This is a genomic window from Mesorhizobium sp. M0292, from assembly GCF_040321695.1.
Lineage (GTDB): Bacteria > Pseudomonadota > Alphaproteobacteria > Rhizobiales > Rhizobiaceae > Mesorhizobium.
Genome location: NZ_JAMYSB010000017.1, coordinates 120,057 through 136,487, shown reverse-complemented (window position 1 = coordinate 136,487; position 16,431 = coordinate 120,057). Strand labels below are relative to the sequence as shown.

Annotated in this window: 17 protein-coding genes and 1 pseudogene; 11 read left to right on the top strand and 7 right to left on the bottom strand. The window is 62.9% G+C overall.

Annotated elements, in window-relative coordinates; all coding sequences use genetic code 11:
- Positions 1 to 337: 337 nt before the first annotated feature.
- Both NKI96_RS23700 and NKI96_RS23695 read left to right on the top strand, forming a co-directional pair.
- Positions 338 to 1,117, top strand: a complete 780-nt coding sequence (locus NKI96_RS23700) for a DUF1223 domain-containing protein (RefSeq protein ID WP_023683845.1) — start codon at positions 338 to 340, stop codon at positions 1,115 to 1,117.
- Between the two features lie 583 nt (positions 1,118 to 1,700).
- Entirely contained in the window at positions 1,701 to 2,087 is a 387-nt protein-coding gene (locus NKI96_RS23695; RefSeq protein WP_023683844.1) for a DUF2794 domain-containing protein, read from the top strand.
- A gap of 110 nt (positions 2,088 to 2,197) precedes the next feature.
- On the opposite strand, the gene NKI96_RS23690 is transcribed toward NKI96_RS23695, so the two are convergent.
- The 4 genes from NKI96_RS23690 to NKI96_RS23675 all read right to left on the bottom strand — a co-directional run bounded on the left by NKI96_RS23690 (position 2,198) and on the right by NKI96_RS23675 (position 7,134).
- The gene (locus NKI96_RS23690; RefSeq protein WP_023726026.1) at positions 2,198 to 2,788 is read right to left on the bottom strand and encodes a GNAT family N-acetyltransferase; all 591 of its coding nucleotides are present in this window, start codon (positions 2,786 to 2,788) and stop codon (positions 2,198 to 2,200) included.
- Positions 2,789 to 2,903: 115 nt separating this feature from the next.
- Complete coding sequence (locus NKI96_RS23685) at positions 2,904 to 3,644, bottom strand: Bax inhibitor-1/YccA family protein (RefSeq protein WP_023671726.1); 741 nt, start codon at positions 3,642 to 3,644, stop codon at positions 2,904 to 2,906.
- Positions 3,645 to 3,883: 239 nt separating this feature from the next.
- A complete protein-coding gene (locus NKI96_RS23680) occupies positions 3,884 to 6,433 on the bottom strand; it encodes an ABC transporter permease (protein ID WP_352806445.1) in 2,550 nt (849 codons plus the stop codon).
- Positions 6,433 to 7,134, bottom strand: a complete 702-nt coding sequence (locus tag NKI96_RS23675) for an ABC transporter ATP-binding protein (protein ID WP_352806443.1) — start codon at positions 7,132 to 7,134, stop codon at positions 6,433 to 6,435. Before NKI96_RS23675 ends, NKI96_RS23680 begins: the two co-directional genes overlap by 1 nt.
- 86 nt (positions 7,135 to 7,220) lie before the next feature.
- Between NKI96_RS23675 and NKI96_RS23670 the strand changes: the two genes are divergently transcribed.
- Both NKI96_RS23670 and thpR read left to right on the top strand, forming a co-directional pair.
- Positions 7,221 to 7,883 (top strand): arylesterase, encoded by a 663-nt coding sequence (locus NKI96_RS23670; RefSeq protein WP_488494584.1) that lies wholly within the window; start codon positions 7,221 to 7,223, stop codon positions 7,881 to 7,883.
- Between the two features lie 271 nt (positions 7,884 to 8,154).
- Entirely contained in the window at positions 8,155 to 8,751 is a 597-nt protein-coding gene (gene thpR / locus NKI96_RS23665; RefSeq protein ID WP_023683839.1) for an RNA 2',3'-cyclic phosphodiesterase, read from the top strand.
- Here the strand turns inward: thpR and NKI96_RS23660 are convergent.
- The gene (locus NKI96_RS23660; protein ID WP_352712950.1) at positions 8,655 to 9,176 is read right to left on the bottom strand and encodes a low molecular weight protein-tyrosine-phosphatase; all 522 of its coding nucleotides are present in this window, start codon (positions 9,174 to 9,176) and stop codon (positions 8,655 to 8,657) included. The genes thpR and NKI96_RS23660 overlap by 97 nt on opposite strands.
- Positions 9,177 to 9,280: 104 nt before the next feature.
- On the opposite strand from NKI96_RS23660, the gene NKI96_RS23655 reads away from it, so the two are divergent.
- From NKI96_RS23655 to NKI96_RS23635, 5 genes are all read left to right on the top strand, one after another.
- On the top strand, positions 9,281 to 9,577 hold the full coding sequence (locus tag NKI96_RS23655) for a 4a-hydroxytetrahydrobiopterin dehydratase (RefSeq protein ID WP_352712952.1): 297 nt from the start codon (positions 9,281 to 9,283) through the stop codon (positions 9,575 to 9,577).
- A gap of 119 nt (positions 9,578 to 9,696) precedes the next feature.
- Complete coding sequence (locus NKI96_RS23650) at positions 9,697 to 10,059, top strand: YkvA family protein (protein ID WP_023687669.1); 363 nt, start codon at positions 9,697 to 9,699, stop codon at positions 10,057 to 10,059.
- Positions 10,060 to 10,373: 314 nt separating this feature from the next.
- On the top strand, positions 10,374 to 10,877 hold the full coding sequence (locus tag NKI96_RS23645) for an invasion associated locus B family protein (protein WP_023671718.1): 504 nt from the start codon (positions 10,374 to 10,376) through the stop codon (positions 10,875 to 10,877).
- A 110-nt stretch (positions 10,878 to 10,987) separates the two neighbouring features.
- Positions 10,988 to 12,220 (top strand): dual-specificity RNA methyltransferase RlmN, encoded by a 1,233-nt coding sequence (gene rlmN, locus NKI96_RS23640; RefSeq protein WP_023828747.1) that lies wholly within the window; start codon positions 10,988 to 10,990, stop codon positions 12,218 to 12,220.
- A complete protein-coding gene (locus NKI96_RS23635) occupies positions 12,217 to 12,684 on the top strand; it encodes a hypothetical protein (RefSeq protein ID WP_023831881.1) in 468 nt (155 codons plus the stop codon). The genes rlmN and NKI96_RS23635 overlap by 4 nt, the downstream gene beginning before the upstream one ends.
- Here the strand turns inward: NKI96_RS23635 and NKI96_RS23630 are convergent.
- Positions 12,656 to 13,284: pseudogene (locus NKI96_RS23630) on the bottom strand (LysE family translocator). The gene NKI96_RS23635 and the pseudogene NKI96_RS23630 overlap by 29 nt on opposite strands.
- Positions 13,285 to 13,472: 188 nt before the next feature.
- Between NKI96_RS23630 and NKI96_RS23625 the strand changes: the two are divergent.
- Together NKI96_RS23625 and NKI96_RS23620 are read left to right on the top strand one after the other, a co-directional pair.
- Positions 13,473 to 14,705: an argininosuccinate synthase gene (locus tag NKI96_RS23625; protein ID WP_352791416.1), complete on the top strand. Its 1,233-nt coding sequence runs from the start codon at positions 13,473 to 13,475 to the stop codon at positions 14,703 to 14,705.
- A gap of 139 nt (positions 14,706 to 14,844) precedes the next feature.
- Positions 14,845 to 15,423, top strand: a complete 579-nt coding sequence (locus tag NKI96_RS23620) for a hypothetical protein (RefSeq protein WP_023683836.1) — start codon at positions 14,845 to 14,847, stop codon at positions 15,421 to 15,423.
- Positions 15,424 to 15,514: 91 nt separating this feature from the next.
- Here the strand turns inward: NKI96_RS23620 and NKI96_RS23615 are convergent, their stop codons facing one another.
- Positions 15,515 to 16,312, bottom strand: a complete 798-nt coding sequence (locus tag NKI96_RS23615) for a lytic murein transglycosylase (RefSeq protein ID WP_023671711.1) — start codon at positions 16,310 to 16,312, stop codon at positions 15,515 to 15,517.
- Positions 16,313 to 16,431: the final 119 nt, after the last annotated feature.

The following is a 16,431-nucleotide window of genomic DNA, read 5'->3' as shown; positions in this document are numbered from 1 at the left end:
TCCCTACTCCCTACTCCCTACTCCCTACTCCCTACTCCCTACTCCCTACTCCCTACTCCCTACTCCCAGTCTTTCCAAAGCATTGCCCGACCCGATCGAAGCCCCGCCCTGTCCGACAGGAGTAAAAACCGGCTGGGCTCAGCAAGATCTGCCCCACGCTCCTGATGCCATGCTCCCGATCGAACCGGGCGGTGAAGTGCTCCCCCTGTGATGGCCATACCCATGGTTGCGGCAGCAAAAATTTCACCGCAACGTGACTTCCCGTTGACTGTCGCTTCTGCCACAAATCTGGGCAACCAGAACAAGGCCGGCGTCACCGGCGGGAATCGGAACGATCATGGCACCTCGACACCCTCTCCGGCTTGCGGCTTTTGCGCTGGCCTTCTCGGCGCTTGCCGGGACCGGGTTCGCCGAGGAATCGGGAACGACCCAGACCGACAAACCGCAGATTGACAGGCCCTTGGGCGTGGTCGAGCTGTTCACCAGCCAGGGCTGCAATTCCTGCCCGCCGGCGGACGCTTTCTTTGCCGAGCTGGCGGCCAAGGACAACGTCGTCGCGCTCGCCTACCACGTCAATTACTGGGACTATCTCGGCTGGCAGGACACGCTGAGCAGCAAGGACAATACCGACCGGCAATATGACTATATGCGCGCCTTCGGCACCCGCTCCGTCTACACGCCGCAAGCCGTCATCAATGGTCGCAGCCATGTCAACGGCGCCAGCCGCAAGGAGGTCGACGGCGCGCTTGCCCGCATGGAGAAATCCGGTGAAGGCATGCGGGTCAGCGTCAAGGTCAGCCGCACCAGCGATCGCGTCATGATCGATGCCGGCGACGCCGGTAGCGGCCCCAGCGACGCCCATGTCGTCATCGTCTATTTCGAACCACCGCAGACGGTGACCATCGCCAAGGGCGAGAACACCGGCCGCAGCATGACCTACTGGAACGCCGTCACCGGCATCCAGACCGCCGGCATGTGGCACGGCAAGGCGCAGCGCTACGAATTGCCGATGACCGAGATCGCCAAGAAAGGCGGCTGCGCCGTGCTGCTGCAATCGGTCGGCAAGGACGGCCTGCCGGGGCCTATTCTGGGCGCGGCGTTTATTCACAAGCCTTAAGAGGCCCCCTCATCCGGCCGCTCTCGGCCACCTTCTCCCCGAGGGGAGAAGAGGCTGAATCAGCGCTGGCGCGAACTCCTCTCCGCTCGGGGGAGGTCGGATTGGCCCGAATTGCTGTTGCAATTCGGCTGGCAATCCGGGTGAGGGGATGCGCCCGCAAACTGGGCACCGCAGCCTCCAGCAAATTCTTCAAGCAGCCAAAAACAAAAAAACCGACGTCAGCTTGCTTCTGACGTCGGTCATTTAGGTTTTGGGATCGTCGCACCCGGTCTCTCCCTGAGGAAAGTCCGAGGTTGGTTCGATCCGACGCAGACCCGTGGGCGGGGGGCTTGGGGTTTACGAGCCGGTGCCGGACCGAACCGTCTCAGGCAACGCCGGTAAATTCGTCGGACATTGGGGCATGAGCGCGGATAAAAAATGGCGGAAATGTGGCGAGGCATCACCAATTCAAACACCGCGTTTTATAAAAGTGACTGGACGTTGCGAAAACAGCGCGGTCCCGGGATGGTTAGCCGGGCCTTGCAATTCCACGGCGAACACGCCAACTTCTGCAAGCGAGATTCATTTTCAAAGGGATCGCGGGATGACCGATCGCAGCGGTGGGACGGAGGATGGGGACGCATCCGCAATATTGATCCCGCTGCACGAGGCGCGACGCGAACGCCTCGACCAGCCGGTCCGTTTCGACCGGCGTGAACTCGACGAGATCCTGAGGCTGTACGGACGCATGGTCGCCGCCAACGAATGGCGCGACTATGCCATCGATCATCTGTCTGATCGGGCTGTGTTTTCAGTCTTCCGCCGGGCCAGCGAAGTGCCGCTGTTCCAGATCGTCAAGGATCCGAAACTGGCACGCCGGCAAGGCGCCTTCGCCGTCATCGCCGCCGGCGGCCGAATCCTCAAGCGCGGCCAGGAACTCGGTCGCGTGCTCAACGTCTTCGATGCTAAGCTGAAGATTGTCCAGGCCTAATTGAAAATTGGGGAATTGAAGAGCTGAAGAATTGAAAAAAGAGGAGGTAACGGTCGAAATACCGCCGGGTTTGTTCTCAGCTATTCAGATCCTCAATTCTTCAGTTCTCTTCAGTTCTCCTCAATTCCCCTCCTCAGGCTCTCACGAAACTTCCGCTCCGGCAGCGAATGCGGATCGGGCGGAACCGTTACGCCGCCATTCAGCGACAGCTGCATGAACACCGTGTCAAGCCAGCGCCCATGCTTGTAGCCGGAGCCTTCCAGGCGACCGGAATGGCGAAAGCCGAGCTTTTCATGCAGCCGCACCGAGGCGCTGTCTGCATGGCCGTCGCCGATCACAGCTATGATCTGGCGAAAGCCCGCCATACGGCAGGCTTCAATCAGCGCCTGCATCAGCAGCAGCCCGACGCCCTGGCCCTTCGCATCAGGCGCGACATAGACGGAATCCTCTACGATGAAGCGGTAGGCCGGGCGCGGCCGGAACGCGCCGCCATAGGCGTAGCCGAGCAGCGCGCCATCTCGTTCCGCCACCAGATAGGGAAAGCCCCCCGCCGTCAGGCTGTCGAAGCGCCCACCCATCTCAGTGCGGCTGGGCGGCTCCAGCTCATAGCTCGCGGTGCCATGCGTCACGGCATCGGCGTAGATCTCGGTGATTCGGCCGAGGTCGCCTTCCAAGGCCGCGCGGATGGAAATAGTGCTCATGATTTATGCAGACGATTCATCCCTCCATGACAGCAAAGGCCGGCACAAAAGAAAAGGGCGGCCGTTGGCCGCCCTCTTGATATCAGCTGGTCCAGTTGCCTGATGGGAAGACCGCCTAGCGGCGATCGCCCATGAACTGCAGCAGGAACATGAACAGGTTGATGAAGTCGAGATATAGCCTCAACGCGCCCATGATCGCCTTGCGGCCGGCAACGTCGGCCTGATCGCCTTCGTAGTACATTTCCTTGATGGTCTGCGTGTCGTAGGCGGTGAGGCCGGCGAAGATCAACACGCCGATCGCCGAGATAGCGAAGCCGAGCGCCGACGACTGGAGGAAGATGTTGATCAGCATGGCGATCACAAGGCCGACGACGCCCATGACCAGGAACGAGCCGAAGGCCGAAAGGTCACGCTTTGTCGTGTAGCCGTAGAGCGACAGCGCGCCGAAGGCGGCCGCCGTGGCAAAGAAGGTCTGGGTGATCGAGGCGCCGGTGTAGACCAGGAAGATGGTCGACAGCGACAGGCCGACCAGGCCCGAATAGACCCAGAAGGTGGTTTGCGCCGCGGCCACGCTCATCGACTGGATCCTGAACGACAGGAAGAAGACGGCGGCGAGCGGAGCCAGGATGACCACCCAGCGGAAGGCGCTGGCATAGATCAGCGTGCCGAAAGCGGTCAGCTGTCCGTCGCCGGTGACGGCGAGCTGGAAAGCGCCCCAGGCGGCGACGCCGGTGATGAGGAGGCCAAGCCCCATCAAATTGTAGACCTTGAGCATGTAAGTGCGCAGGCCTTGGTCGATGTCGGCGCGCGCGCCCGGCACGGCCGAAGTCTGGTAGTTGCGAATGGGCTCAGCCATTGGAATCCTCTGTTGCTTCTGCCCCGTACGGTGTCAGGCCCTTTCGGACCTGGGCGCCGCTGGCGGGGCTCCAGCCTGCCTGTGGCGAAATATGATGGTTCTTGACGTCAAGAACAAGACCGTAACGGGCTGCAACGCTTGGTGAATCTCCGGAAGCCGGTTTTCTTGGGCTTCCATGACTGCACATTACCAAGATTTAATCGGAAACGGCAGATTCGGCCAACCTTGCCGTTTGGGGCCTAGAGGTCGCGCAGCACCGGCGCCGCCTTGTGCCCGAGCACCCGCCAGGTGCCGGCAAGGCCGATGCCGACTGTGATCACCAGCGCAAACACCAAGGTCGCCACTGCCACCTCCGGCATGAAATGCGACGGCAACGTCATGATGCGGGCAACGATGTACCAGGCGGCGATGCCGCCGGCAGCCAACGCAAACACCGCGGTGGCCAGGCCGATCAGCATGTATTCCAGCGAAAACGCCGCGATCAGCGTGCGCCTCGTGGCGCCCAGCGTCTTCAGCACCACGGCATCGTGGATGCGGGCGCGATTTCCCGCGGCGAGCGCGCCGGCCAGCACCAGCACCGAAGCGATCAGCGCCACGCCGGCCGCCGCCCGGATCGCCGTGCCGAGCTGGCCGACCAGCCGGTTGACGACGTCGAGCGCGTCCTTGACCCGAACTGTCGTCACCGCCGGGAAGGCGCGGGTGACGGCGTTGAGCAGGCGGGCATCCTCTGCTGCCGTGGCATCCTTTTCGGTCAGCGTCGCCAGCCAGCCATGGGGCGCGCCTGCAAAAGTGTTGGGCGAGAACACCATGACGAAGTTGATGCCCATCGTCTCCCATTGCACCTCTCGGAAATTGGCGATCCTGGCCGTCACATTGCGTCCGAGCACATTGACGGTGACGGTATCGCCGAGCTTCAGGCCGAGCGCCTTGCCTTCATCGTTGGAGAACGAGACCAGCGGTTCGCCGCTGTAGTTCTCCGGCCACCAGCTGCCCTCGGTCAATGTCGCATTGGCCGGTTGTTTGGCGTCGTAGGTCAGGCCGCGATCGCCGCGCAGCACCCATGCGCCTTCCGATGGCACATTGGCCTTGTCGACACTAACGCCGTTCAGCGCCATCACCCGGCCGCGCAGCATCGGCACCTTGACCAGCGTTCCCTTCGGCGCCTCTTTGCCGATCAGTGTCGAGAAGGCATCGACCTCGCTATTCTGGATGTCGACGAAGAAGAAATTCGGCGCCCGTTCCGGCAGACTGCCGGAGATCTGCTGCCTGAGATTGCCGTCGATCAGCGCCAGCGTCACCAAAAGCGTTAGCCCGAGGCCCAGCGACAGCACGACGGACGGCGTCAGCGCGCCGGGACGGTGGATGTTGCCGATGGCGAGCCTGAGCGCGACCGAGCGCGCACGCGGGCTTTTGCGCGCCACCCACTGCACCAGCGCACCGACCAGGCGCAACACCAGAAAGGCAAAGACCGTCGCGCCGACGAAGATCAAGGCGATGCGCCGGTCGCCGGAAAACAGGATGGCGAGCGCCGCCAAAGCGAGCGCGATGCCGACCGCCGTGGCAAGATAGGGCAGGCGTGGAAAGCCGCGGCCCTCAAAACCCATTTCGCGAAACAGCGCGGTCGCCGGCACATCGCGGGCGCGGCCGAGCGGCAACAGCGCGAAGGCAAGCGTCACCAGCAGCCCGAACAGCGCGGCAAGAGCCAGCACACCGGGATAGAAGCCGCCTTTAGCCGGCACCGGAATGACCGACTGGAGCGCAGCGCTGGCAGCAAACGGCATGGCGGCGCCGAGGATGAGGCCAAGCGCGATGCCGAGGCCGGCGATCATCAGGATCTGCACGAGATAGACGGTGAAGACGAAGCCGCCCGAGGCGCCAAGGCTCTTGAAGGTGGCGATGACGCCGCGCTTGCCGTCGAGATAGGCGCGCACCGCATTGGCAACGCCGACGCCACCGACGACCAGCGCCGTCAGCCCGACCAGCGTCAGGAATTGCGAGAAGCGCTCGATGTTGGAGGACAGCGCCGGCGCGGCGTTCGAGCGGGTGCGGATCGACCAGCCGGCTTCGGGGAAATCGCTCGCCGCCCGATCCTGGATGGCCTTGAGATCGGCCTCGCTGGCGCCGGCCGGCAGCCGAACCTTGTAGGCATTCTCGACCAGGCTGCCCGGCTGGATCAGGCCGGACGCGGCAAGCCCTTGCGTCGAGACCATCAGCCGCGGCGCGAAGCCGAAGCCGTCCGACACCGCATCCGGTTCGCTCACCAGCCTGGCCCGCAATTCGAATGTCGCGCTGCCGACCTTCAGCCGGTCACCGATCTTCACATTCAGCCGGTCGAACAACAGGTCTAGCGCGGCGGCGCCAAAGACGCCTGATTTCTCGCCGAACAAATCCTCTCTGCCAAGCTGCGGCGCGGTCTCGAGCGCGCCATAGAGCGGATAGGCGTCGTCGATGGCCTTGGCCTCGACCAGCGCCTGGTCGGAGCCGTCTTCCAGCCGCGCCATCGAGCGCATATTGGCGCTGTGCGACACAGTGCCGAGGCGGTCGAGGAAGGTGCTTTCGGCTGGCGTCGCATCGCGCTGGTTGAGCTGGAAGCGCAAGTCGCCGCCAAGCAGCGTCTGGCCTTGGTCTGCAACGCCTGCGGTGATCGCCTGCGCCACCGAATTGACCCCGCCGATTGCAGCGACGCCGAGCGCAATGCAGGCAAGGAAGATCAGGAAACCCGACAACCCGCCGCGCATCTCGCGCAGCGAGAAGCGGAACGCGAGCTTCAGCGTCTGCGACAGTGGCATCAGGCCGGCACCTTGACCTGCGCTACCGGCGCATCCTCGATGCGGCCCGAGCGCATCGACAGCTGGCGCGAGCAGCGCGCCGCAAGGGCCGGATCGTGCGTGACCAGCACCAAGGTCATGCCGCGCTCGGCCGCCTTGGCGAACAAAAGGTCGGCAACCTGCCGCCCCGTCGCCTGGTCGAGATTGCCGGTCGGCTCGTCGGCGATGAGAATGCGCGGCGACGGCGCCAGCGCGCGGGCGATCGCCACGCGCTGCTGTTCGCCGCCGGACAGCTCGCCCGGATAGTGGGTGACGCGGTCGCTCAAGCCCACCGCCGCCAGCTCGCGCGCCGCGACACCGAACGGATCGGCATGGCCGGCCAGTTCCAGCGGCACCGCGACATTTTCGAGCGCCGTCATGTTGGGAATGAGATGGAACGACTGGAAGACGATGCCGATGTTTCGGCCCCGAAACGATGCGATCTGGTCCTCGCTTTTGCCGTTCAGCAATTCGCCGGCGATCCGCACCGTCCCCGAATCGACCTGCTCCAGCCCGGCAAGCACCATCAGCAAGGTCGACTTGCCGGAACCCGAAGGGCCGACAATGCCGGTCGCCTCGCCGCGCGTCACGTCAAGGCTGACGCCTTTCAGCACATGCACCGACGAAGCCCCTTGGCCCAGGGTCAGGGATATGTCTTTCAGCGCGATGACGGCTTCTGTCACAATTAAAGCGTCCTATATCAGGATGAAGGCTCTGCTTGCCGGAAGCCGTCGCCGGAAGAATTCCTCGGGTATATGGGGCCTGCCACATGTCTTTCAAACGCAAGATATCTTTCAAACGCTTGAATGCCGCAGGGCTCGTCCTTTTCGTCACCCTTTGCGGCGCCATTTCGTCCGTGCGCGCCGAGACGTTCACCATCGTCGGCTTCGGCGACAGCCTGATGGCCGGTTTCGGCCTCGGGCCTGGCGATGGCTTTACCGACAAATTGCAAGCTGCGCTGCGCGCCAAAGGCCATGACGTCACCGTCGCCAACGCCGGCGTTTCAGGCGACACCTCGAGCGGCGGCTTGGCGCGGCTTGACTGGTCGGTGCCGGATGGGACAAGGCTGGTTATCCTCGAACTCGGCGCCAACGACATGCTGCGCGGCGTCTCGCCCAGCATCACGGAAAAGAACCTGGACGACATGCTGGCGAAGCTGAAAGCGCGCAAGATCGCGGTGCTTTTGGCCGGCATGCGCGCCGCTCCCAATCTCGGCGCCGACTACCAGAACGCCTTCGATGCGATCTATCCAAAGCTTGCCGCGAAATACGATGTGCCGCTCTATCCGTTTTTTCTCGATGGCGTCGCCGGGCAGTCCGGCCTGCAGTTGGAGGATGGCCTGCATCCCAATCCGAAGGGCGTCGCAGCGATGGTCGAGCGCATCCTGCCCGCCGTGGAGAAGGCGATTGCGGCAGTTCAGGGTGGCGGTTGAACGCCGGCGTGACGAGAATAACACGCGGCGATCATTTTGACCGGTGTGGCCAAAAAGGACATATAGCCTCCAAAAGGAAGGTCATATGGCCATTATCATCAAGAGAGAGGACGCTGTTCGCCTCGCGCGAACTTTGAAACAAAAGACCGGGCTGCAGAGGGCCCGGGGTCGCCTGTTCGTAAAAATGCCTGCAACCAACAAACCACTTGCCCCGTTTGACTATCGATGATTCGCTAGGGGCACAGTTCGATTCGAGGAAGGGAGGCTCACCATGCCGCGTCTTTTCACCGCCCTCGAAATACCGCGTGACGCCGCTCTTTCGCTGTCCCTGCTCAGGGGCGGCCTGCCCGGAGCCCGCTGGATCGATGTCGAAAACTACCATCTGACGCTGCGCTTCATCGGCGACGTCGAAGGCCATGTCGCCGACGAAATCGCCAACGCACTCGACCGGGTGCACCGCCCATCCTTCTCGCTCACCCTGTCCGGAGTTGGCGCGTTCGGCCAGAAGAAGCCGCACGCCGTCTGGGCCGGCGTCTTCGCCTCGCCCGACCTTTCGGCGCTGCAAGGCGAAATCGACCGCATCTGCCAGCGGCTCGGCCTGCCCGCCGACCCGCGCAAGTTCACCCCGCATGTTACGCTGGCACGCTTGCGCAATTCGAGCCCGCTCGACGTCGCCCAGTACCTGTCGGCGCGCGGCAATTTTTCGACGCTGCCGTTTCGCGTCGGCCGCTTCGTGCTGATGTCGTCGCGCGATTCGGTCGGCGGCGGTCCCTACATTGTCGAGGAGGCGTGGCCGCTCTCCGGCGTCGACGCCCGCGCCACCAACCTCGTCGCCAGCGCCTCGGACGCTTCGCGGATCATGCGGTAGACCGAAGCGAACGCTTCGGCCCCGCCATAATAGGGATCCGGCACGTCGCGGGTTTTGCCCTGCGCAAACTCTGCCAAGAGATGAATACGTTCGCGCGCACCGGCCGGCGCCAACGCCTTGAGGTCGCGGACATTTTGCCGATCCATGCCGAGGATCAGGTCGAAGCGCGAAAAATCCTCCGGCCTGACCTTGCGTGCCCGCTGCCCTGATATGTCGAGGCCGTGGCGGGCCGCAATCGCGATCGAGCGCGGGTCGGGCGCTTCGCCGAGGTTCCAGCCGCCGGTCGCCGCAGAGTCCAGCACAATATCGTCCAGCACCATGTCGCGGCCGCGTTCCGGGGCGCGAAACACGCCTTCGGCCAGGGGTGAGCGGCAGATGTTGCCGAGGCAGACGAAGAGTATGGAATTTATCGGCTTTACGCTCATTCGATATGCGCCGTTCGTGCATTTGGAAGCCCAAAACGCAAAGGACTTTTGGGCGACTTGCATTATGGTGAGGGTCGATAACTGGGATAGCACGGGAAATCATCATGACGAGAGAGAAACTCAGCAAGGACGCCATCGCCGCCGCACTGGCCGAACTGCCTGGCTGGTCGCAGGCAGCCGATGGCGCCTCCATCAAGCGCAGCTTTGTCTTCAAGAATTTTTCCGAAGCCTTCGCCTTCATGACCCGCGTCGCGCTGGCCGCCGAGAAGATGGACCATCATCCCGACTGGTCGAACGTCTACAAGACTGTCGACGTGACGCTCAACACCCATGATGCCGGCGGTGTCACCGCGCTCGACATCGCGCTGGCCAAGAAGATGAATGGGTATGCAGGCCGCTGAACGCTGGGGCGGCAACGCCAAATCGGCGCCATCCTCTTGCAGTGGACCGGGACTTTCACCACATTTTCCGTGGCGGCCGCGCGCAACGCGTAGCGCGACGGCCGGCAAGGAGAGGATTGATGGCGCAGCAGCCCGGTTTTGATTTCTTCGGCTTCGGCAGCAAGCTCGGCGACGAGAGTGAAGTGCGCGCCAAATTCTGGCGCACGGCCAAGAAGGCCGCCCGGCAGATTCCGTTCATGGAAGAGGTCGTTGCCGGCTATTATTGCGCGCTCGACAGGAAGACGCCTTTGCGTGCCAAGGGCATATTGCTGGCAGCGCTTGGCTATTTCGTGCTGCCGGTCGATGTCATACCCGATTTCGTCTTCGGCCTCGGCTTCACCGACGACATCGCCGTGCTGACCGCCGCGATCTCCGCGGTAAGCGCCCATATCACCCCTGCGCACCGCAAGGCCGCCAAGGAGGCGATCGCCGACAAGAGCTGAATCGGCGTCGCGTTGGCAACTGGGTTCAGAAGAAATCCTCCGCTCAAACAGGACGATAGCGGCTTGGCTTCGGGTTCCGCTGCGGCCGTTCGAAAAGTCAAACTCTTGCCGCTTTCGTGGCCTCCAAGTCGCCGCAGGGACATTGCGAAAGCCGTTTTTTCAAGAAGCGGCGCGGAAATGGCGGTGGTTTCCATGGGTGAATGTCCTTTTCCAAGGGAAATTCACCGTTTGGTAACCCAGATTAAATCAAAATGAAGCGACGGGCAGGACGCCAAGCCGGCCTGCCCCGCACCATTTGGAATACGGGAAAAGCGATGCGCGGATTGATTGCACTAGTCTCGAGCCTGGTCCTGGTGGCCTTTGCCGCGCCGGCGCTGGCGCAGCAGGCGACCAAGATCGGCCAGCACAATGCCTGGGGCACCTACAGCTACCAGGCGCAGGGCGGCAAGGTCTGCTATGTGCTCACCGTGCCGACCGACAAGCAGCCGCCGACGCTCGATCATGGCGACATGTTCTTCTTCGTCAGCCAGCGCCCGGGCCAGCAAGTGTCCTACGAGCCGCAATTCATCGCCGGCTACACATTCCAGGAAGGCTCCAAGGCCACCGTCACCATCGACAAGAAGACGTTCTCGATGTTCACCCGCGGCAAGTCGGCCTGGGTCGAGAACGCCGCCGAAGAGCCGGTGCTGATCGCCGCCATGAAAACCGGCACCGACATGAAGGTCTCGGCGAAGTCTGGCCGCGGCAATCCGACGACCTATGTGTTTTCGCTGAAAGGCATCTCGGCCGCGCTGACGTCGATCGCCAAGTGCAAGTAGGCTAGCGCGGTTCCCGCCGCATGACTCTCGCCGCAACCTGTGCTATGCGCCGCGCTTCTTTTCGGCACGATGGATGAAATCGGCCGCAATTCGCTTATATTGGCGCTGATATGACCCTTTCCTTCGATCTCACCACTGAGGGCGCACGCGATGCGTTGCGCGCCCGCGCCACGCCCGAGAAGCCGTCGCTGATCGGCCTGACGCGGGCCGAGCTCGGTGACGCCCTCATCAGTGCCGGCATCGTGCCCGAGCGCCAGGCGAAAATGCGCGCCCAACAGCTCTGGCACTGGATGTATGTGCGCGGCGTCTCCGACTTTGCCGGCATGTTCAACATCTCCAAAGATCTGCGCGCCGAACTGGACAAGCATTTCACCGTCGCCAGGCCCGAAATCGTCGAGGAGCAGATTTCCTCCGACGGCACGCGCAAGTGGCTGTTCCGCTTTCCGCCGCGCGGCGCCGGCCGTCCCGTCGAGATCGAGACCGTCTACATCCCCGAAGAAGGCCGCGGCACGCTATGCATCTCATCGCAGGTCGGCTGCACGCTGACCTGCTCGTTCTGCCACACCGGCACGCAGAAGCTGGTGCGCAATTTGACGGCGGAAGAGATCCTGGCGCAATTGCTCACCGCCCGCGACCGGCTCGGCGATTTCCCCGACCGCGACACACCCGACGGCGCCATCGTCCCTGCCGAGGGCAGAAAAGTCTCCAACGTCGTCATGATGGGCATGGGCGAGCCGCTCTACAATTTCGAGGCGGTGAAGAAGGCGCTGCTGATTGCCTCCGACGGCGACGGACTGTCGCTGTCGAAGCGCCGCATTACGCTCTCGACCTCCGGCGTGGTGCCCGAGATCTTCCGCACCGGCGAGGAGATCGGGGTCATGCTGGCGATCTCGCTGCACGCCACCAATGACGATTTGCGCGACCTGCTTGTGCCGATCAACAAGAAGTATCCGCTGAAGGAACTGATCGAGGCCTGCCGCGCCTATCCCGGCCTGTCCAACGCCAAGCGCATCACCTTCGAATATGTGATGCTGAAGGACGTCAACGATTCCATCGAGGACGCCAAGGGGCTGATCAAGCTGCTCAAAGGCATTCCAGCCAAGATCAATCTGATCCCGTTCAACCCGTGGCCGGGCACCAACTATCAGTGCTCGGACTGGGAGACGATCGAGAAGTTTGCCGACTACATCAACAATGCCGGCTATGCCTCGCCGATCCGCACGCCGCGCGGCCGCGACATCCTGGCCGCCTGCGGGCAGCTCAAATCCGACTCCGAACGCATGCGCAAGGTCGACCGCCTGGCGCTGGAAGCCATGATGATTGCGGGGCATGGCGAGGCGTGAGCCGCCTCTTCGCCTATATCCTCCGTTTCGCTGTCATCCTGTTCGGCTATGTCGTCGCCTCATTGGCGGCGAGCGCCTTTCTCAACGTGCTGTTCCTGGCTTCCGTCGGTTATATGCCGGACGATGCGCACCCAGCGGCGGCCGCGGCGCTGTATTTTTCGATCCCGTTCGTGGCGCTGTTTGTCGCCTATTTCGCTTTCATACCGGCGGTGGTCGCAATCCTGATCTCCGAGGTCCTCAGCCGCCGCGACTGGCTGTTCTATGCACTCGCGGGCGGCTTCGTGGCCGCGGCCTTCCTCGGCTTCGTCCACCAGAACGTGGATTTCGACGTCACCGAACCGCGCGCCATCGCCGCGGTGATCGGCTGCGGCATGGTCGGCGGCATCTTCTACTGGCTAAGCGCCGGCCGCTGGGCCGGAAGCTGGTGGCAGGCCGCTACTTCGCCTGAGCGGTCAGGATCTTGAGCGCGAAGGCCGAAAACACACCGGCAAAGAGATAGTCGACGACCCGCGTTACGCGCGGGCTGGCCTTCATCGCCGCCGAAAACCTTTCCGCGGCAAACACCATCGGCGCTGTCATCGGGATCGACAGCACGATGAACATGAGGCCGAGGAAGAACAGTTTTCCCGGCGCGTTCGGATCGTGAGCGGAGACGAACTGCGGCAGAAACGTCATGAAGAACAGGATGATCTTCGGGTTGAGCAGATTGACGCCAAGCCCGGCGGCCCAGCTGCGGAACAGCGAAATTTGCGGCCCGTTCTTCTTCTGCGGTGAAAACGCCGAGCCCTTGGTGATTGCCTGCCAGGCCAGGAACACCAGATAGGCGGCGCCGAAAATTTTCAGCACGAGGAAGGCCATTGGCGAGGCGACGATCAGCGCCGAGATGCCGACCGCCACCAAAGCGTTCCGAACAGAGCACCCGCCAGCGAGGCAAAGCCGGCGGCGCGGCCCTGGCTCAGTGTCCGCGAGACGAACAGCGTCATATCCGGCCCCGGCGTGATCGCCAGGATCATGGTGGCGATGGCGAACTGGATCAGCGTGGTGGTGTCGGGAATGAAGGACATCGGTGGGCCCTGGCGAATGATCGTCGGTCTATAACGCAGCCTCCCGGCTCACGCCAGCAACTGACTGGCGTGGCATCTGGTCCAGCGGCTGCGGCGGCCGGAGCCCGTTCATCCCTTGCGCTGGCCGGAAATGCCGTGATACCTCGCCCGCGAAACTCACGCGCGGAACCGCCAAAATGTCCCCAGCAATGCCCAAGACAAAAGACGTCAAGAAGGTCGTGCTCGCCTATTCCGGCGGTCTCGACACCTCCATCATCCTGAAATGGCTGCAGACCGAGCTCGGCGCCGAAGTCGTCACCTTCACCGCCGATCTCGGCCAGGGTGGCGAGCTGGAGCCGGCGCGCCAGAAGGCTGAGATGATGGGCATCAAGGATATCCGCGTCGTCGATGTGCGCGAGGAATTCGTCTCGGATTTCGTCTTCCCGATGTTTCGCGCCAACGCCATCTATGAAGGCACCTACCTGCTCGGCACCTCGATCGCCCGCCCGTTGATTTCCAAGCACCTGGTCGAGATCGCCCAGGAGGTCGGCGCCGATGCCATTGCGCACGGCGCCACCGGCAAGGGCAACGACCAGGTGCGTTTCGAGCTGTCGGCCTATGCGCTGAATCCCGACATCAAGGTCATCGCGCCGTGGCGCGACTGGTCGTTCAAGTCGCGCACCGACCTGATCAACTTCGCCGAGCAGCACCAGATCCCGGTGGCCAAGGACAAGCGGGGGGAGGCGCCGTTCTCGGTCGACGCCAACCTTCTGCACTCCTCTTCCGAGGGCAAGGTGCTGGAAGACCCGTGGAGCGAGCCGCCGGAATTCGTCCACCAGCGCACCGTCTCGCCGATGGACGCGCCGGACAAGGTCACCGAGATCGAGATCGAATTTTTGAAGGGCGATCCGATTGCGCTGAACGGCAAGAAACTGTCGCCGGCCGAGATGCTGACGGCCCTCAACGATCTTGGCCGCGACAATGGCATCGGCCGGCTCGACCTGGTCGAGAATCGCTTCGTCGGCATGAAATCGCGCGGCGTCTACGAGACCCCCGGCGGCACCATCCTGATCGTCGCCCACCGCGCCATCGAATCGATCACGCTCGACCGCGGGGCCGGCCATCTCAAGGACGAGTTCATGCCGCGCTACGCCGAACTGATCTACAACGGCTTCTGGTTCTCGCCCGAGCGGCTGATGCTGCAGGCGATGATCGACAAGAGCCAGGAGGACGTCGAAGGCACGGTGCGCCTGAAACTCTACAAGGGCAATGTAATGGTCACCGGCCGCAAATCCAAGAAGACGCTCTATTCCGACGCCCTGGTCACCTTCGAGGATGACCGCGGCGCCTACGACCAGAAGGACGCCGCCGGCTTCATCCGCCTCAACGCGCTGCGGCTGAGGACGCTGGCGGCAAGGAGCCGCAAGGGTGAACCAAACTAGTGTTCCAGGAAAACCCGGCGGTCACGCAGGGTTTTTATTTGGTACCTCTAATATAAGAGGCCAAGCTGGCTGACATGGTTTCCGTTTGACCTTTTAAAAGCCTCATCTAAATTCCTTCGCGGGACGAGGGATTCCGATCGTGAAAAACGCCATTTTTCTCATGCTTGCGGCGGCCATCGTCTTTACCGGATGCCAGTCCTCGCAGGCGGCCGCGAAACGCGAGCAGGACGGGTGCATCTCCGCAGTCCATTTGTGGAGCATCACGTTCAAGCACGAAATCGCCTCTTTCATGGGCGTCTCGCAGGAGCGCATGCCAGCCCTGTTCTGCCAGCGCCTTGGCGAAGGGGTCCGCAGCGGGCGGATCAGCTACTCCGATTTGAACAGAGTGCAGCTAGACCTGCCCACCGAGATATGGCTGGTCATCAAGGGCAAGTCAAAGGCGGCTGCCAGGGCCGCGCCAGCGCCGCGGAACTCCAACTTCCGTACCTGCAACGGTATTACCGGTACCTACCAGATTCCCGCTTCCCGCAAATGCCCAGTGAGCGGCTACGCTCAGCACGACCAACCGACCAAAATCGATATAGAGGGCAGGCCAAAGGCGGTTCCGCCAATGCGGAGGAACTCCAAGTTCCGTACCTGCTCAAATGTTTACAGCGGCTCCTTCGAGGTTCCCGCTTCCGAGAAATGCCCGTCGGGCGGTGGCTACGTGGGCAATTGAGGAACCCAGGCGCTCGCCGCTCTTGCCTCACGCACCAACAAAAAGCCCGGCGCATGGCCGGGCTTTCCGTTCTTCGATCTGGATATTTCTATCAGCCGCCGTCGATCGCGTCGGCGATCTGGGCGATGGCCTGCTGGTAGACGCTGGCGGAATTCCAGCCGGCGATGGCCCCCATATTCGCACTCGCGCTCGCACCCGCCCGCCAGCCATGAGCCTTGAGAAAGTTGGCCGTCGAAGCCAAGGCCGTCGCCTTGTCGCGCAGATTTCCGTTGCCGACGCCATACTTCAGGACATTACCGGGCAGGAACTGCGTATGGCCGATCTCGCCATGAGCAGCGCCGACCGACGAGGCGCTCAGCGCGCCGCGATCGACCAGCTTCAGCGCCGCAATGGCATGCGGGTAAAAGAAGCCCGGGCGACGGCAATCATAGGCAAGCGTCAGAATGGCGGAGACCGTGTTCTGGTTGCCCAGGGAGGCTCCGAAGCCGGTTTCCATGCCCCAGATGGCCAGCAACACGCCCGGCGACACGCCGTAATTGCTCTCGATCCTGTCGAACATCGCCGCATTCGACTTCTTCAGCGCACGGCCCCTGGAAATGATCGCAGCTCCGCCACGGCGCTTCATGAAGGCGTCCACCGAACCGCTGAAAGCCTTGTGGATGGCGCGGTCGACGGAGATTGTCTTTGTCGCGTAGCTGGCACCGGCCAGAGCAGCCAGACCCTTCCCGCCGACACCTTCGGACCTGGCCTGCGCGGCAAAGTCCTGCTTCCACGCTTCGAAGCCCGCGCCGGTCTTGCCGCAGCTGGCCGCCGCCTGCGCGCCCGTCGCCAGCGCAAGTACCGCGACCACCGCGGCAGCAATAATCTTTCCCTTGGCAAGCAATGCCATGCTTTCTCTCCTGATTGCCTGAATCACGTCCCGGTTGCGAACTTGCCAGCGAAACGCGCCATTGTCACCGTACCCCCGGCGCTACCCTGGCCAATGCAGCGGAATTTGCTTACGATCAA

Coding starts and splice junctions, on each gene's coding strand:
- NKI96_RS23650 (WP_023687669.1), top strand. CDS start 9,697: ATGGCGCAGCAGCCCGGTTTTGATTTCTTCGGCTTCGGCAGCAAGCTC.
- NKI96_RS23690 (WP_023726026.1), bottom strand. CDS start 2,788: ATGAGCACTATTTCCATCCGCGCGGCCTTGGAAGGCGACCTCGGCCGA.
- NKI96_RS23680 (WP_352806445.1), bottom strand. CDS start 6,433: ATGCCACTGTCGCAGACGCTGAAGCTCGCGTTCCGCTTCTCGCTGCGC.
- NKI96_RS23645 (WP_023671718.1), top strand. CDS start 10,374: ATGCGCGGATTGATTGCACTAGTCTCGAGCCTGGTCCTGGTGGCCTTT.
- NKI96_RS23625 (WP_352791416.1), top strand. CDS start 13,473: ATGCCCAAGACAAAAGACGTCAAGAAGGTCGTGCTCGCCTATTCCGGC.
- NKI96_RS23700 (WP_023683845.1), top strand. CDS start 338: ATGGCACCTCGACACCCTCTCCGGCTTGCGGCTTTTGCGCTGGCCTTC.
- NKI96_RS23685 (WP_023671726.1), bottom strand. CDS start 3,644: ATGGCTGAGCCCATTCGCAACTACCAGACTTCGGCCGTGCCGGGCGCG.
- thpR (WP_023683839.1), top strand. CDS start 8,155: ATGCCGCGTCTTTTCACCGCCCTCGAAATACCGCGTGACGCCGCTCTT.
- NKI96_RS23670 (WP_488494584.1), top strand. CDS start 7,221: ATGTCTTTCAAACGCAAGATATCTTTCAAACGCTTGAATGCCGCAGGG.
- rlmN (WP_023828747.1), top strand. CDS start 10,988: ATGACCCTTTCCTTCGATCTCACCACTGAGGGCGCACGCGATGCGTTG.
- NKI96_RS23660 (WP_352712950.1), bottom strand. CDS start 9,176: ATGAGCGTAAAGCCGATAAATTCCATACTCTTCGTCTGCCTCGGCAAC.
- NKI96_RS23615 (WP_023671711.1), bottom strand. CDS start 16,312: ATGGCATTGCTTGCCAAGGGAAAGATTATTGCTGCCGCGGTGGTCGCG.
- NKI96_RS23655 (WP_352712952.1), top strand. CDS start 9,281: ATGACGAGAGAGAAACTCAGCAAGGACGCCATCGCCGCCGCACTGGCC.
- NKI96_RS23695 (WP_023683844.1), top strand. CDS start 1,701: ATGACCGATCGCAGCGGTGGGACGGAGGATGGGGACGCATCCGCAATA.